Genomic DNA, 16,846 nt, shown 5'->3' on the forward strand with positions numbered 1-16,846 from the left:
ACGACCTGACCCGATATACGAGTAACCTCTAAAGGGTTTATACATTTTTAAAATACATAGGTATAGGCAGATTCATGACTGAGATTAGCCAATTAGAAAACACCATCATGAATATGGCAGCTGATGCTAGAAAAGCTGCAACATCACTGATATCCCTTTCAAGCGCTAAAAAGAATATTGTTCTCGAGCGTGTAGCTTCTCTTCTTGACAGCCAACGAACGATTATTCAGTCTGAGAATGAAAAAGATCTCAAAGCAGGAAAGGAAAAAGGGTTGTCGGCTGCGATGCTTGACAGACTTGAGTTGTCTGACGCTGTGATCGATTCCATGATTAGTGGACTTAAGGAAGTTTGTGCATTACCTGATCCGGTAGGATCTGTTGATAATCTCACAATCAGGCCAAATGGAATTCAGGTTGGAAGAATGCGGATTCCACTTGGCGTAATCGCGATGATTTATGAATCACGACCCAATGTGACTATTGATGCTGCAGCACTCTGCTTGAAAACCGGTAATGCGGTGCTGCTACGTGGTGGTTCAGAAGCGATACACTCTAACCTTGTTCTTGCAAAAGTCCTTCAACAGGCTCTTGAAGAGGAAGGTCTTGCCCGTGAATCGGTTCAGGTGATACCCGTTACAGATCGAAGTGCAGTCCAGTTTTTGCTCCAACAGGAGGAAACCATTGACCTGGTAATTCCGCGTGGCGGTGAAGGGTTGATCCGCTATGTAAGTGAAAATTCCAGGATACCTGTCCTGAAGCATTACAAAGGTGTTTGCCACATTTACGTAGACAAGGATGCAGACCTCGAAAAATCGACACCGGTTATACTCAACGCAAAAACGCATCGTCCTGGAGTATGTAATGCTCTTGAAGGAGTGCTCGTACATCAAACTTTAGCTGCTGATTATATCCCGGTAATAGTAAAAGAATTGACAGATGCGGGTGTCGAGGTGAGGGGTTGTGCCAAGACCGTGAATTTGAGTCCTCTTGCAGTCCCTGCTCAGGAAAGTGACTGGGGGACCGAGTTTCTTGACCTAAAGATAGTAATGAAAGTTGTTAGTGATGTAGAGGCTGCCAAAGAGTATATTTTTGAGCACGGTTCAAAACATACCGAGGTTATTCTCACAGAAAACTACACTACTGCCCAGCAGTTTGTTGCTCAGGTTGATGCTTCTGCAGTTATGGTCAATGCATCAACCCGTTTTAATGATGGTGGGCAATTAGGACTAGGCACCGAAATTGGTATAAGCACTACAAAACTTCACGCTTATGGACCTATGGGCCTTGAAGAACTGACAACACGAAAATTTGTAGTGTACGGCCAGGGACAAATTAGAAATTGATACAGAAGATCGGCATTCTTGGAGGAACATTTGATCCTGTTCATAAAGGACATCTCCAGCTTGCTCTAGCCGCCCTGAACGAATGTTCTCTATCTAAAGTGCTGCTGATTCCAGCAGCAGGCCCTCCCCATAAACATAGCAAGTCCGTGACACCATATAATCACAGGCTTGCTATGTTGAAATGTGCAACGTCTTCATTCAAAAAACTGGAAGTAAGTACAATCGAAGGAAATCTGCCAGTTCCATCATATACAATTGACACTATACGCTTTTTGGAAGCTCAGAATACGCAAAATGTGAGCTATTATTTTATTATAGGAATTGATGCTTTTGCAGATATTCTAAGCTGGAAATCGTATAATCAACTTCTGGGGAAGGTAACATTACTTGTGGCAAATAGGCGGGGTTTCAAAAAGCACGAAATGATCAGGAATGTCGCAATGAATCTTGGATACGTGGTTGATGGGGCGAAGTGGAAAGCGTCTAATGCCCATCTTAAGGATATCTATTTTCTACAATCGCCACTGCTTGAAGTTTCCTCAACATCGATCAGGCAGTCAATTGCGTCCGGCTGTTGTGAAAACATAGCAGGGCTTGACCAGGCTGTTTTTCAATATATCAAAAAACATGATTTATATGCTATAAAGCATAATAGTATTAGGTGAGTATATTAATTGTAAGGGATTAGTAGTAAAAGATGTATAACTATCATATGGATTGAATAGTTAGTGTACAATTTAATCCAGTTAGTCGATCTGATAACCTATTAATTTATTCTAAAGGCATTAGCAACTATGGTTGCCACTTTGCTCAATAAGAAAGAGAAACCTATTAATGTACTCATTGCTGATGATTCCATTGTTTTTCGTCGCCTGATACGGGATATCTTTTCTGATTCCCCAAAAATACGCATTTCCGGGGAGGCTAAAACAGGCATTGAGGCACTTGATATGGTGTTGAAGCTTAAGCCTGATGTTATCCTGATGGATATGGAAATGCCGTTGATGGATGGGATGACAGCACTTCAGCACCTGATGATTCATTGCCCCACTCCTACTATCATGCTGTCCAGTTTGACCCCAGAAGGTACCACACGTTCGTTTGACGCCTTGAAAAATGGAGCAGTCGATTTTATTGCCAAGGTGTACCTGTTTGAAAAAGCTGAACTACATATTTTTAAAAAAATCCTGCATAGAAAAGTATTGAATGCTTCATGCATGACCGTTCGTTCCATAGAGCCGGATTTTTTAAATAATAATGAACGTAACGTCAGCGCAAATAGTAACAGAATTGTTTTTTGTGAAGATTGCGGGGGCAGAAATATTGTTGAAAATGATGCACATACGTCAGTAATAGAGTGCACGTTTTGCGGGGATATAATTGAGCTTGTCACTGTAGAGCGGTATCGTCGAAACAGTTTTATGACTGTTTTCGGAGGCGGCAAAGATTCATTTAGAAACCTCCTTAATATAATCCCCAAATTTGATCAGGACCTGGCTGGTTCAATAATGGTTGTTGTGGATTCAGAAGAAAAGCAACTTACAGCTTTTTGTGAATATCTTGCAGCTATTAGCCGTTTGAAAGTGTTAAGGGCACGGCCAGGGATGAATGCTGAAGCTGGTCATTGCTATATTGCATCAACGTATGACAACTTATGCTTAAAACCTTTTAGTACAAAATTGACGTTTAACACAGTAAAGCAGCTTGATAAGGGTATTGGTGCTATCGATCTGGCAATGGCATCAGTTTCCATGATTTTTAAAAATAAATCAGCTGGTGTATTGCTTGCCTCAAATGAGAATGATGGCTTGCAGGGGTTGGCGTCAATTATTAAAAATTCGGGAAAACCACTCTTAATTGATCCCACTAATTGCCTGGCACCAAATCTGGTAGAAAATGCGATGAAGACATTTAGCAAGGCGCATGTGGTTGACAGTGCAGCAGAATTGGTTGACTATATTCAATTACTGTATAAAAATGCACAGCAGGGGAGTGCTTCTTTTTAGGAGTATGTATTTCTGAAGACACTGTTTTGATTGTCAATCTACCCGCTCACTATTTCGATAAATGATAACAATGCCTATAAAGGTAAATCGTGAATTCCGGTTTTAAAAATTAGAAAGATATGCTTTGGGAAGAAGAAGTACCACTACTGCGTCAGGGATATCATAAAGAGTTGCTTATAAAGGCTTTTGAAAATGAATCTCATGGAAAGAAAGTCTTTCCACCCCGGGATTGTGTTTTTCAGGCGATGCGGCTAACACCTTTTGAGGAAGTTAAAGTCGTTATTATCGGTCAGGATCCATATTTCAATGAACATAAAAAACTAGGTCCAGAAGCTCATGGTCTCTGTTTTTCTGTCATGGATGGTATCCCGATGCCACCGTCTCTTCGTAACATATTTAAAGAGATAAACGGTTCAGTTAACAAGGGGCGGGAACCGAGGGTAAATACGAATTTAACAGATTGGGCAGAACAGGGCGTATTGCTGCTCAATGCAAGTCTTACTGTTATTGAAAAGCAACCAAACTCTCATGCCAACTTAGGCTGGCATGAGTTGACAGATAACATAATTGAGACAATATCTTTAAAAAGAGAAAAGGTAGTCTTTATGTTATGGGGGGCATTCGCTCAAAAGAAAGAGCGATTGATTGATCGTAGCAAGCATCTCATCTTAAAAACAAGCCACCCCTCACCGCTTTCAGCTCATCGGGGTTTTCTGGGCTCTGGCGTATTTACACAATGTAATGAGTTTCTCAAGCGTAATCAGATAGACCCTATACGCTGGTGATCAGATTACCAGCGTTTTTATTATATCCTTTTTTCCAATTATTCCACGTATCTCACCATCCTGTACGACTGGCAAGGTGTGAATATTCTGTTCAGACATTATCGTTGCCAATTCATCAATTGGTGTTGTTTCCGTGACAGTTGTCACATTTTCAGTGAAAATGTCAGCTACCGTTGAGCCTGCAATTTTTCGCATTTCCGCTTCAAGTTTATCCGGGCTTTCAAGATAAATGAATGAATCAAGAATTGACACAACAGTAGGAATATGAATTTTTTTGTTCTGATCGATCAGGTCACTTTCTGTAACAACGCCTAGTAGATTCCCTTCGTTGTCAACAACAGGTGCCCCGCTGATGCTGTTTGTGGTTAATATTTTGGCCAGCTCTTTCACTGTAGTTTCTATAGTGACGGAGATTACTTTGCGGGTCATTATGTCTGCAGCTGTTTGCATGGTGTCCCCATTATGGTAGTAAAGATTTCAAGGTAACGGGAATAACTTCGGAGACCTCACTTGCAGTATATCCTGCACCATATTTTTCGTAAAGGGAATCAGCAGCTGCTCCATGCAGGTAAGCAGCAGCGGATGTTGCATCGAAGGCATTCATCCCCTGACATATCAATGCGCCAATCATTCCGGCAAGTACGTCTCCCATTCCGCCCGTAGCCATGCCAGGATTACCTGAAGTGTTGATTCTTATAAGATATCCGGGTGCTGATATTATAGTACCGGCACCTTTAACAACGACGATATTATCAGAATGGCCATTATTCAGAGTTTTGCATGCCTGACGAGCAGCTTCGAGTCTATTGTCCTGAATCTGTTGTATTGGCCAGCCGAGAATGCGGCTTAGTTCCCCTGGGTGAGGCGTGAAAATACGTTGCCCTCCTGATTGCTCAATCTTTTCGGGGTTGGCGGCGAGGATATTCAAGGCATCGGCGTCAAGAACCATAGGAATTCGAACTTCTTGATATAATTCCAAGAGTAATTTAGAAGTCTCATACGATGTTCCTATGCCTGGACCGATGACCACAGCCCGTTTTCCTTCGAGACTTTGGAGAATTGTATCACAATCCCTATAGCTGAAAGTAGTGTCCGAATGAGGTAATGAGATGGTCATTGCTTCAATAAGATTATTCTCGATGACGTTGTTCAGCTTATTGGGCACGGCCAGCGAAACCAGGCCACATCCTGATCTGAGAGCACCTTTGGCACTGAGTATGGCTGCACCGGTTTTACCAGTAGAACCACCTAAAATGAGCAGATGACCATGATCCCCTTTGTGGGAAGAGTTTTTACGTACAAGGCCAGAGCTTATATTGCTGAACATTGAATTGTCGAGAAGTTCATTTGAAATGGGCACAGAGTCCAAAGTTTCAATTGGTATACCAATATCGATTACTTCGAGTTTGCCGGTGAGTTCACGACTGTCATGTATATAATGCCCAGGTTTAGCAAAGCCATAGGTCGCTGTTTGATCTGATCTAATGCATGTGCCGAGTACTTTGCCGCTATCCGCATCCATGCCTGAGGGGCAATCCACTGAAACCACTGGTACATCATGAGCAAAATCTCGCTCATTTATAAGGTTTATAACAGAGGCAAAGTGATCTTCTACAGGTCGTGTAAGCCCGGTCCCAAAAACGGCATCAACGATACTGTAGCAGGGTAGTCCGCGCGATTCGATCTGTTTGTAGAGAACAGGTATGGTATGAACCCTGGACGTGGTGTCAATTACATGAAATGGCAATTTCAGGTTTTTGACTATGGCCATATTCAGGGCAGCGTCACCTTGCAACTTATCAGGATTGACCAACAGGAAGAAAAAAGGTTTACACCCCCGTTGGTGGAGGTGTCTGCCTATGACAAGACCGTCACCACCGTTGTTGCCGGGACCGACAATAATGCATGCAAAGGTATTTTGGCACGTTCCTAAAGTCCGCTCCATCATTCTCACAGTACCTAGACCTGCATTCTCCATCAAAACGATGCCTGGAATGCCAAAATTTTCTATGGCACACTTATCAAGGGCCTGCATTTCCTGGGCTGTGGGCAGTTTCATTTTGACTCCTTGAAGAATAATTGAAGCAGCATCGAGTTTGGTGCAAAATAGATAATGGCTTAGGTAAACCGTTCTATCTTATCGAATATATGTAACCTGATCAATTTAATAAAGTAAGAATTTCAAGCAATACGTAATGTTATGGCAAATTATCTTCTTTCTTGTCGGTTTCAGGCGTATTCATAGCTGAGCAGCAAAGTACACAGGGTTTAAATCCAGATCTTTTGGCAAACTCAACATCTTTAAACTCTATGGAACAATGAGGACTGGTGTAGTATTTACAGTGAGGAAGGTGAAAGAGTTTGCGTTCAACATCGCCCTTCAGGCGTTGCTGAGATTCTTCGCTGGAGGTTTTTATAGTCTTTGTCCGAGAATTCCTTGGAAACAAGAGTGTGGTGGCCTTGTAGCCTTTTTTACAAAGAGTCACGACTGGGCCGAAGCTAAATCTGTATAATGTGCTGAAGAAATTTTGTAATCCTTCGGAGAGAAGAGGCATTTCATTAGTGACTCTATATATAAAATACAACGCTGCCAGAAAAAATAGTACATCAGCAAACCACATTGCAGGAATGATAGGCAGAGTACCTTCAGAAGCCATCATTTTCCCCATCGTAAAAAGCACATAATAGATAATAAATACAGCTAATCCCATAGGGATACCGATTGCTTTTTTCCCAGGCCCAGCCTGAAGGCCAAATGGTAAACCTAAAATTGTGAGCACAAAGCAGCCGACAGGCAGTGCCAGTCGTTTATGATATTCAACCAGCATGACTCTTCCGCGTTCAGTGTTTCTTCCAAAGGAGTCTGCGGTAGTAAGAAGTTCTGACATTGTCAGGGTCCTTCTGTGTATCGATTTACCCTGAGCGGGAGGCTGGAGGGGGAGGTTAATTATATACTTTTCAAAATTTACTATTTGAGCATCTTTATTATCCGGGCGATGGAGGCTTCCGTTTTCAAGAAGAATTGTGACATTCATATCTTTAAGGTTGCTTACCATTCTCCCCTTGGATGCCATCGTGATTGACGGATTTATCTGGCCCCGCATATCAGATACCCATACATCTTTCCATTCACCACTCTCTTTATCAATTTTGCCTACATGAACTACTAGATCTCCAAGTGCTTCAGTGAATTTGTATTCTTTTATGCCCTTATCAATTTTCTCTTTCAGTAACTGGTAGGTAAGTTGCTTCATAGCAACTTCACTCACCGGTATGAGCTTGGTTGAAAAATAGCTTGTGGCAAGCGCAATGATTGCGGCTATGAGAAAAATTGGGGGTAGAATTCGATACATGCTGATCCCGCTGGCTTTTAAGGCCAGAATTTCGGTGTCATTAGATAGGCGTGAAAACCCTATAATGATACCCATCATCGATGCCATTGGGATGGTGTACAAAAGCATGTTAGGCAGCATATACGAGAACATGCGAATAAAATCGCCGCCACCGATATTTAGCTCTAGAGCAAAATTCAGAAAAGGAATGAGCTTAACAAGAAAGAAGACACCGTTCATAATGAGAAAACTGGCAAAAAAAGGCGCCAGCATCTCAGTGGAGAGGTAACTGTAGAGTAGGTAGGGTGTACGTGAAATTATTTTCATAAAAACCGCAACTGAGTTATTCAGTATATAAAAAAATTTGAATGTTCGGTTTGTGAATATTAAATAGAGACAATGCTTCAGAAGTATTATGGAAACAGACTGGAAAAACAATCAAAATAGACTAAAGATTGCCATTTATTTTCAGTGATAGAATTCGGTCACACAAAAGAAGATAGATATCCTGTTCCAGAATGAACATGCAGATAAGAAAAAATCCCGACTAATTCATTTAGTCGGGATTTAACATCAGAACTTAGAATCTACAAGCGGTTCAGTTATGGTGACTTCGATCCAGTGAGAATCCCACCATTCCTTGGGTGTCGTAAATACGCCGTTTATCAGCATTGAGAAATGTAAATGATCCCCCCCAGCCATGCCGGATGTCCCTGTGAGGCCTATAGAATCACCATTTGCTACTACGTCATCTACGGCGACATTGATCTGGCTGAGATGTGAATATAGACTAAAAACCCCCTGACCATGATCAAGGAGTACCATGTTACCATAAATGCCAAGGTAATCAGCAAACACAACCTTTCCTGTGTTTGCAGCCTTTACATTTGCACGACGCGTTGATGCTATATCCATTCCAAGATGGACCTGCTTGTCAATTGGCTGATCTTTGTAGTAGTAGGTACGATGATCTGCAAAACCGGCTCTTCCGCTTCCTGCCATTCTAGAAAACTTACCTTCCCACAGGCGTTCGCTGATTGGATTTTGACAAAGTTCAAAGATTTTAGTGTTGTTCTCTTTTCGAATTACTTGATTGGTGTGCAGATATTTTTCTACATTGTCTCCAGGAAGGTCGGGGTAATATTGTTCAAATTCAGGGATTTTTGCAGACAGAAATCCGTCGCTGATGTTAATTCTGTCACGTTTCTGGCGTACCTTTTTGAAAGTCGTCGCAAGTGGAACAGTGCGAACATTACCTGCGATATCCGTTGCAGTCAGTTTGAGTTCTTCAACGGATTCTGTATCAAATGGTAAGGCAAAATATGCGATATAGACGTCTTTTCGACCATCCCCGACAATATGACCACGGTTGAACATCCCATTAACAACCACACCGTGTTCGGCATCATTGTCTGAAACATTATAGATGACTATTCCCGTACCACCTGGAGAAATATATTTTTCACTATGAATGGGCTGGATTCTTGGAGGCTTAGTATCGAGAGTTACACTTTTCGTTGCGTTTGCAGCATTGCCGTTAAACATCCCTCTCAGTGAGAAATCGTAAGCCATAACTGAAATTTCGATCTCACCATCAGTAAAACCGAGCTTTTGCGCATCAACCTCAAGAGTTTGGGAGAACTCAAGTGGTCCTATCTGGCCGGTATAACGCAAACGTGGATACGTTTTATAATACAGTTCTTTAACAACACCTTTCTGGGAAGCGGAAACAGTTATCTGGCGCAGTCCACTCCCGGTATCAGTAATTCGAATATCAAATTTGCCGTTTTTACCGATATGAATTGGGACTTTTGAGAGATCTGCAACAGGTGCACTACCTTCAAAAAAGAAAAAGAAGGATGCTCCAGCGCCTGCAATCAATATGAATAACAGAACGAGAAGAAAGAATTTGCCAGTTTTTCTTGGTTGTCTATGTCTACGAAGTCCCATAGGAGTATATGTGTTATTTTTTTTGGAACGATGAGGGGGGGTATTAACGCTGCCAGATAATTTCGTATTTTTCCATGTGCATATCCTTTGCAGGAGCAATAATAATACGTTTACCTGTATCTTGTTCAAGATGGGCCGTCGTTAACTCTTCTTCTTTAGCTAACATATCAGCTATTCGTGGATGTACTCTTACTGTTACAGTATTGCCACCTGCCATTTTGGCGTTTCGATGTATTTTCCTGAAAATATCGTAACATATGGTGCGACGAGATTTCAGCATCCCCTCGCCTGTGCAGTAGTGACATGGTTCACACATCAACTGATATAGACTTTCGCTGTTTCGTTTTCTGGTCATCTGCACAAGACCAAACTCTGAAAGCTTCAGAATGTTAATTCTGCTTTTATCTTTTTTGACAGCGGATTTGAAGGTAGCAAACAACTCTTCTCTGTGCTCCTCGTCTTCCATGTCAATAAAATCTATGATGATGATACCACCGATATTGCGTAATCGCAGCTGGTAAGCAATTTCAACTGCTGCCTCCATGTTGGTCTTGAAAATGGTGTCATTCAGGTTGTTTTTTCCAACAAATCGACCTGTATTAACATCAATTACAGAGAGTGCTTCAGTGCTTTCTATAATTATGTACCCACCAGAGCGAAGCCATACCTTTTTTTCGATAGCACGATTTATTTCCACCTCTAATCCATGGGCTTCAAATAAAGGTGTATCGCCAAGATATAACTTGAGTTTGCTTTGTAACTCTGGGGCAAACGTTTTAACGAAAGATTCAATTTTCTTAAATGCCGATTCATCATCAATAATGAGGCGGTCAACATCAATAGTGAAGAGATCTCTTACTGCACGAAGTGTTATATCGAGGTCTTCGTATACAATCGAAGGTACTTCTGGGGCCTTTGAACGATCCTGAATCTCCTCCCAGAGGTGAAGGAGAAATTCCATGTCTGCTTCGAGTTCTTCAAGTTGCGCATTTTCAGCAACAGTTCGAACTATAAACCCTGCACCTTTGGGGCGTATTTGTTCAATTTTTTCTTTTAAACGAATTCGAACCTCTTCATCCTCAATCTTTCTCGATATTCCAATATGGTCTGTAAGTGGAATAAAAACGAGATTTCTGCACGGAAGAGTGATGTGACAGGTAAGTCGTGCTCCTTTAGTGCCGATTGGATCTTTACTGACCTGAACGATAATATCCTGACCTTCTTTTAATAGATCTTCAATATTATGATTCTGTACTCGGTGAGATGTTTTTTCAGTGATATCATGTTCGGGTTCGCACGTGTGAACAGGAGGGGATTCTTCAGAGCCTACGGAGTCTGGAGTTGAATCCTCTATATAAATATCATCAACGTATAAAAAACCGGTACGTTCAAGGCCGATATCTACAAAAGCAGCCTGCATTCCGGGGAGAACCCGAACGACTTTGCCTTTATAAATGTTTCCCATTAGCCCTCTTTCGGTGGGCCTTTGGAGGTGGAATTCACTAAGTGTGCCACTCTCCACAAGTGCAAGGCGCACCTCGTAGCTTCTGGAATTTATAAGAATTTCCGTGGTCATGATGTTGTCATAAATCAAATATTTATACTTCCCAAAAAGGGGAAGGAGATTGTTGATGAAACGTTGAGTATACAGTACCTTTGTTATAAAAAGCCATATGTAATAATGTTTTTTAACTAATCTTTCACTTCGTCACCTATGACTGCACACCCGGTTTCTGTAATTATTCCTACGTATAATCGCAAACATTTCCTTCCCCGTGCTCTGGATTCAATATTTAGACAGACGCATAAATGTTTTGAGGTCATTATAGTAGATGATGGGTCAACCGACAGTACAGAGCAGTATGTCAGGGGGCTGAAATATCAACACAAATGCAATATTCGATATTTGAGACAAGAGAATAAAGGCCCAGCAGCCGCACGAAATTTAGGAATTGTTCATTCAGAAAGTGATTATGTAGCCTTTCTCGATTCAGATGATCATTGGCACAAAAGAAAACTTGAAAAACAATGCAGTTTATTGCTGAATAGCCCACAGTTTCTGATAAGTCATACAAAAGAAAAATGGCTCCGAAACGGTATTCATTTGAATCAGAAGAAAAAGCACATTCCACAACATGGTGATATCTTTTCTCACTGTCTTGAATTATGTGCTGTCGGGATGTCTACGGTAATGGTTCATAAGTTGCTTTTTGAACACGTTGGTTTGTTCGATGAGTCGTTCAGGTGCTGCGAAGATTATGACTTCTGGTTACGTGCCAGTTGCAGGCACCAGTTTCTTTTGGTTGACTCACCTCTTACAATAAAAGAAGGTGGACGTGAAGATCAGGTTTCGCAACAGTTTAGTGTAGGAATGGACAAGTTGCGTATTCGCTCTATTGAAAATTTACTGGCAAGTCGAAAATTACAGACTGATCAATATATCCTGGCCTGCAATGAGCTTGTGAAGAAATACACTATTTATGGTAACGGCTGCTTGCGTCATGGCAAAGAAGACGAAGGCCTTTACTATCTCGGAAAGGCCGAGTCGTTAAACGATCAAATACCAAAGAGTTCCAGATGAAGATGAAATCATGGAGTGATCCGTCACATTTTATAAAAACGATCCATGTTGATGAAACCTGTTTAGAGGACCCATATACGAAGGAAATTCTTGAAAGGGCAAACCTGCCATGGAATGTAGTTCCAGAGGGTTCCGAGCCATGTCAATTTGATAAGCTATACCCGGAAAATCTTAGTGAAGGTAAACAGCACCTCTATCTGACAAAAAATAAAGGTCAATTTTTTAAACCATGCCCGGCAACACGAGAGTATAAATGTTGCGATTACCATGTGCTCAATACCGGCATGAACTGTCCTATAGACTGTGTTTATTGTATATTGCAGGCTTATCTGAACAATCCGTGGCTCTCATTTTATGTAAATGTTGATGAAATGCTGGCTGAAATCGACGCTGTACTTAATGATAACCCAGATACTCTTTACAGGATTGGTACAGGTGAATTCACAGACTCATTAGCTATTGATCGTCTGACTAACCTCAGTTCAAAGCTCGTATCGCATATGGCAACTAAAAAGAATGCTATGCTGGAGCTTAAAACAAAATCTGCGGTGATAGAAAATCTGGAAGGATTAAAACATAATGGGCGAACCGTTATTGCCTGGTCTTTGAACAGTACGCAAATTCTTCAGCGCCAGGAACTTCGATCCGCAACACTTGAAGAACGACTGGAGGCTGCGGCCAGGGTTGCTGGCTGGGGATATAAACTCGCATTTCATTTTGATCCGATAATTGATCATGACGGATGGCAGCAGGGGTACATTGAAACAATTGATCGTCTTTTTCAGGTAGTTCCTAAAGAATCTATTGTCTGGATATCCATGGGTGCCTTGCGATATCTGCCAAAGTTAAAAGATATCGGAATAAATAGATTCCCGGGATCTCAAATGTATTTTCAGGAGTTTGTAGAAGGTCTAGACGGGAAGTCTCGGTATTTCAGAGATAATCGCGTCAGGTTGTACCAGCATATTTATAATTATTTGCAGCAACATGTTTCAAATAGAACCTGCATTTATTTTTGCATGGAGAGTGACGAGATCTGGAAAGATGTTATGGGTTTTACTCCAGAAGAAAAAGGTGGTGTTCCAGTAATGCTTGATCGTTCTTTTTTTAACAATAATTAACCCGTTGCATCAATTTACTATTGATCAACGGCTCTAGATATCGGGCAAATTCATATAATGCTTTACGTTTCATTTTTCTAGCGTATACTTGTTTGACCGAATAATACCATGTCAATCGCATTATAGGTGCGGTTGAAAATCAGGAGACTAACATAATGATAAATAAAGCAATTCTTATTGGCAACCTGGGAGCCGACCCAGAAATTCGTTACACTCAGAGTGGAACACAGGTAGCCTCTTTTACTGTCGCAACAACCGAGAGATGGAAAGGGCAGGATGGCCAGATGCAGGAGAGCACCGAGTGGCATCGCATCGTTGCCTGGCAGCGGCTAGCAGAAATATGCGGGGAATATCTTAACAAAGGTTCCCGTGTCTATATCGAAGGGAAAATCCAGACCAGAAAATGGACCGATCAGAATGGTGTTGACAGGTACACAACGGAGATCGTGGCCAGAGAGATGAAGATGCTTTCACCTCGTGGTGGTGATGGTGGTGGTCAGGGAGGTGGGTCTTTTGGTGGTGGACAGGATTCATTCCCAGAACCTCCAGCAGGATTCATGGGCGGAACCGGAGAGGACGTACCTTTCTAAGCCGGAATCCCAAACGTTTTTATCGAGGGTTGTACTGTTTTCGACAGTCAACCCTCTTTATTATTAAGCACGCTTTCAGCGCACTGTTTTGACACGGGAAAGGGGCTTGACGATCTCCTTATGCATCCATATTGTGATAGATATGGAAGAAAGTGCAGATTGCAAAATTATATCTATCAAACGTATTCATTCAATGTGAAGCTCCAATGGAATACTATCAAAAATTAGGCGTTGCAAAAAATGCAACTGCCAGTGAAATCAAAAAAGCGTATCGTAAGCTGGCTGTGAAATATCATCCCGATAAAAATAAGGGTGATAAGCAAGCCGAAGAGAAATTTAAGGAAATAAGTGAAGCTTATGCTGTCCTCTCAGATGCTGAGAAAAAACAGCAGTATGACACTTATGGTTCTACAGATTTCCATCAGCGATACTCACAGGAAGATATTTTCAGAAACTTTGATTTAAACGATATCCTCAGGCAGTTCGGCTTTGGTGGCAGTATGGGAGGTCAGCAGGCTTCTGGTTTCGGTGGTGGCGGGGCACACTTCAACTCGTTTTTCGGTCAGGGCGGCATGCATGGCGGGGGCGGTTGTGGAGGTGGTTGCCATCAACCTGAAAAAGGTCAGGATATGACCTATCAGATTACCGTGACCCTCGATGAAGTCCTTACTGGTAGTGATCGTTCTATTTCTCTTAGGAAAAATGGCCAGCCTCAACAGGTGAGTGTTAAAATTCCGAAGGGGATTGAAGAAGGAAAAAAACTGCGGCTCAGAGGAAAGGGTGGCCCATCGAAAAATGGTGGACCTCCAGGCGATTTGTATCTGAAAGTCGAACTGTCCGAACATCCCGTTTTTAGCCGTGATGGTGACAATCTCATTGTTACCAAACTACTTAATTTCAGTGATGCCTGTATGGGAGGAAGTGTTGAAGTAGAGACACTGGAAGGGAAGAAGTTTGCCGTAAAAGTTCCTAGCGGTACCATTGACGGTGCTAAACTGCGGCTCCGGGGTTTTGGTTTGCCGGCCGGACCTGTCGGTGAGCGTGGTGATCTTTATGTGAAACTTGCTGTTAAGGTTCCTGAGGAACTGAGTGACGAGCAGGTACAGGCTCTTACACAATTGCGAGAGGTTGGCCTGTAATTATTAGCCAATCCGTTTAGGAATCTAATAAAAAAAAGGGGATGATGCTTTTGTTAAGCGTCATCCCCTTTTTTGTTCTAAATACAGTGTCAGAATTTAGTATTTCTGATCAGCGTATGCAAGCCAACCGCCTGCACTCACCAAGTCTTTATCAAAAGAGTTAATTGTAAACGAACAGACAACGTCTTCTTGGTAACTTTCTGTTGTCGTAGCGATCAATTTGCATTCCTGCATGTCCACTTGAAATGAAACATTACCCGGAAGTGCAAATAACATATCAATCTGTTCTCTCGGGAGTTCAATTGCGAGAATGCCGCAGTTGAACATGTTCTGACGGAAAATACGTGCAAAGCTTTCTGCGATAATCACGTTAATATCATTCACTTCAAAAGCCCAGACAGCATGTTCGCGGGAAGAACCGCAGCCAAAGTTTGCTTTTGTAACCACGACTTGAGCATTTTTAAGTTCTTCAGAAGCGGGGTCGAATGCTTTACCATCTAGAAGGAGGTCTTCAAGAAGATGTGGCTTGAGTGCGGTTTTTGAAATCTCTGTAAGATATTTTGCAGGAATGATTTCATCGGTATTGATATCATTTCTGTCGAAAAATATTGCAGGACCACCAAATTCTTTCATCTATCTGCCTCGTATTAGTTAAGATAATCTCTAGGATCGGAAATTGTGCCTGTAATTGCAGCAACTGCAGCTGAGTGAGGGCTCATCAGGTGAACCATGCCACCTTTACCCATTCGCCCGTTGAAGTTTCTGTTTGTGGTAGAAGCACAAACTTCGCCTTCTGCAAGTACGCCTGAACTCATACCAAGGCAGGCACCGCAGGTTGGATTGAGTACACAGAAACCGGCATCCATAAAGATTTTGATAATACCTTCTTCGAGAGCCTGGCTGTAAATTTTCGGTGTAGCGGGAGTAACTATTCCGCGAACGCCTGGTGCCAATTTTTTACCTTTAAGAATCTCTGCAGCATCCCTGAGATCTTCAATACGACCATTAGTGCAGGAACCGATATATACCTGATCTACTGGTGATCCGGAAAGTTCAGAAATGTCTTTCACCATATCAGGTTTAAAGCCATAGGTTACTTGCGGTACAAGATCAGATACATTGAAGACGATTTTCTCTTCGTAGGCCGCGTCAGGATCAGAGTGCCACTTTTTATAATCTTCAACTGCTGCGTCGATTGTAGGATAATCACTCTGGATAAAAGACCAGAGGTACTCTGCAGTCACTCGGTCAGGCATACAAATGCCACACGTTCCGCCAGCTTCAACTGCCATGTTGCACAGTGTCATTCTGGCAGCCATTGACATCTGGTCAACGACGGGGCCGACAAACTCGATAATCTTGTCGGTCGCACCATTTACAGTAATCTTTTTGATTATTGCAAGAATAACATCTTTAGCAGATACACCTTTACTGAGTTCACCTTCAAGTATAACCTGCATTGTCCTGGGGGATCTGAATGAGCAAACCCCCTTATAGATGCCAACTTCAAGGTCAGTTGTTCCAACTCCTGCAGCAAAGGCTCCAAATGCACCGTGGGTACAGGTATGGGAATCACCCATAATTATGGTGTAACCGGGTCGTACAAATCCTTTTTCAGGGAAAAGGGCGTGACAAACACCGTTTTCGCCAACGTCAAAAAAATCTTGAATCTGGTGACGTTTAGCCCACTCACGCATGATTTTGCCTTGCATAGCGGTTTTTGAATCTTTTGCTGGTGTAACGTGATCGATAACAGCTTTGATTTTTGTGGTGTCAAAGACCTTGTCCATGTTTTTTTCCATGAGGTCCATAATCGCGATCGGAGTCGTGATTTCATGACACATGACAACATCGAGATCAAGAACCATATTTTCAGACGATGGTTGATCTTTGAGATGTGTCTCAAAAATTTTCTCAGCTATGGTTTTTCCCATGAGGTAACTCCAGAAGAATAGTTGAGCTGGATATATTGAACAGCTAGGAATAGGGCATGCTGCGG

At 42.1% G+C, this 16,846-nt stretch carries 15 protein-coding genes; 8 read left to right on the forward strand and 7 right to left on the reverse strand.

The annotated features are described in order from the left end of the window. Nucleotides 1-74: 74 nt before the first annotated feature. The 4 genes from FCL46_RS10020 (at nucleotide 75) to ung (ending at nucleotide 4,134) form a co-directional block, all read left to right on the forward strand. Nucleotides 75-1,343, forward strand: coding sequence for a glutamate-5-semialdehyde dehydrogenase (locus FCL46_RS10020; RefSeq protein ID WP_136806338.1), 1,269 nt, complete (start codon nucleotides 75-77; stop codon nucleotides 1,341-1,343). Further along, entirely contained in the window at nucleotides 1,340-2,008 is a 669-nt protein-coding gene (gene nadD, locus FCL46_RS10025; RefSeq protein WP_136806339.1) for a nicotinate-nucleotide adenylyltransferase, read from the forward strand. Before FCL46_RS10020 ends, nadD begins: the two co-directional genes overlap by 4 nt. A 129-nt stretch (nucleotides 2,009-2,137) precedes the next feature. Next, entirely contained in the window at nucleotides 2,138-3,349 is a 1,212-nt protein-coding gene (locus FCL46_RS10030; protein WP_136806340.1) for a chemotaxis protein CheB, read from the forward strand. Between the two features lie 119 nt (nucleotides 3,350-3,468). After that, on the forward strand, nucleotides 3,469-4,134 hold the full coding sequence (gene ung, locus FCL46_RS10035) for a uracil-DNA glycosylase (protein WP_136806341.1): 666 nt from the start codon (nucleotides 3,469-3,471) through the stop codon (nucleotides 4,132-4,134). On the opposite strand, the gene FCL46_RS10040 is transcribed toward ung, so the two are convergent. The 5 genes from FCL46_RS10040 to FCL46_RS10060 all read right to left on the reverse strand — a co-directional run bounded on the left by FCL46_RS10040 (nucleotide 4,135) and on the right by FCL46_RS10060 (nucleotide 10,992). After that, nucleotides 4,135-4,584 carry a CBS domain-containing protein gene (locus FCL46_RS10040; protein WP_136806342.1) on the reverse strand — a complete coding sequence of 150 codons (450 nt, stop codon included), beginning with the start codon at nucleotides 4,582-4,584 and terminating at the stop codon, nucleotides 4,135-4,137. It abuts the gene before it with no gap. A gap of 10 nt (nucleotides 4,585-4,594) precedes the next feature. After that, on the reverse strand, nucleotides 4,595-6,193 hold the full coding sequence (locus FCL46_RS10045; protein WP_136806343.1) for an NAD(P)H-hydrate dehydratase: 1,599 nt from the start codon (nucleotides 6,191-6,193) through the stop codon (nucleotides 4,595-4,597). A 139-nt stretch (nucleotides 6,194-6,332) separates the two neighbouring features. Continuing rightward, entirely contained in the window at nucleotides 6,333-7,793 is a 1,461-nt protein-coding gene (lptF, locus tag FCL46_RS10050; protein WP_136806344.1) for an LPS export ABC transporter permease LptF, read from the reverse strand. 246 nt (nucleotides 7,794-8,039) lie between these two features. Continuing rightward, nucleotides 8,040-9,416 carry a M23 family metallopeptidase gene (locus FCL46_RS10055; protein ID WP_136806345.1) on the reverse strand — a complete coding sequence of 459 codons (1,377 nt, stop codon included), beginning with the start codon at nucleotides 9,414-9,416 and terminating at the stop codon, nucleotides 8,040-8,042. A 43-nt stretch (nucleotides 9,417-9,459) separates the two neighbouring features. Next, a complete protein-coding gene (locus FCL46_RS10060; protein WP_136806346.1) occupies nucleotides 9,460-10,992 on the reverse strand; it encodes an Rne/Rng family ribonuclease in 1,533 nt (510 codons plus the stop codon). 138 nt (nucleotides 10,993-11,130) lie between these two features. On the opposite strand from FCL46_RS10060, the gene FCL46_RS10065 reads away from it, so the two are divergent. From FCL46_RS10065 to FCL46_RS10080, 4 genes are all read left to right on the forward strand, one after another. Beyond that, nucleotides 11,131-11,997 carry a glycosyltransferase family 2 protein gene (locus FCL46_RS10065; protein ID WP_136806347.1) on the forward strand — a complete coding sequence of 289 codons (867 nt, stop codon included), beginning with the start codon at nucleotides 11,131-11,133 and terminating at the stop codon, nucleotides 11,995-11,997. Further along, complete coding sequence (locus tag FCL46_RS10070) at nucleotides 11,994-13,118, forward strand: SPL family radical SAM protein (RefSeq protein ID WP_136806348.1); 1,125 nt, start codon at nucleotides 11,994-11,996, stop codon at nucleotides 13,116-13,118. The genes FCL46_RS10065 and FCL46_RS10070 overlap by 4 nt, the downstream gene beginning before the upstream one ends. A gap of 155 nt (nucleotides 13,119-13,273) precedes the next feature. Beyond that, complete coding sequence (locus tag FCL46_RS10075; protein ID WP_136806349.1) at nucleotides 13,274-13,708, forward strand: single-stranded DNA-binding protein; 435 nt, start codon at nucleotides 13,274-13,276, stop codon at nucleotides 13,706-13,708. 206 nt (nucleotides 13,709-13,914) lie between these two features. After that, complete coding sequence (locus tag FCL46_RS10080) at nucleotides 13,915-14,847, forward strand: DnaJ C-terminal domain-containing protein (protein WP_136806350.1); 933 nt, start codon at nucleotides 13,915-13,917, stop codon at nucleotides 14,845-14,847. 96 nt (nucleotides 14,848-14,943) lie between these two features. Here the strand turns inward: FCL46_RS10080 and FCL46_RS10085 are convergent, their stop codons facing one another. Together FCL46_RS10085 and FCL46_RS10090 are read right to left on the reverse strand one after the other, a co-directional pair. Further along, the gene (locus FCL46_RS10085; protein ID WP_136806351.1) at nucleotides 14,944-15,480 is read right to left on the reverse strand and encodes a 3-isopropylmalate dehydratase small subunit; all 537 of its coding nucleotides are present in this window, start codon (nucleotides 15,478-15,480) and stop codon (nucleotides 14,944-14,946) included. Nucleotides 15,481-15,494: 14 nt separating this feature from the next. Beyond that, on the reverse strand, nucleotides 15,495-16,781 hold the full coding sequence (locus FCL46_RS10090; RefSeq protein ID WP_136806352.1) for a 3-isopropylmalate dehydratase large subunit: 1,287 nt from the start codon (nucleotides 16,779-16,781) through the stop codon (nucleotides 15,495-15,497). Nucleotides 16,782-16,846 lie beyond the last annotated feature (65 nt).

Origin of the sequence: Desulfosediminicola flagellatus (genome assembly GCF_005116655.2) — a bacterium.
In the GTDB taxonomy this organism is placed as follows: Bacteria; Desulfobacterota; Desulfobulbia; order Desulfobulbales; family Desulfocapsaceae; genus Desulfopila; species Desulfopila flagellata.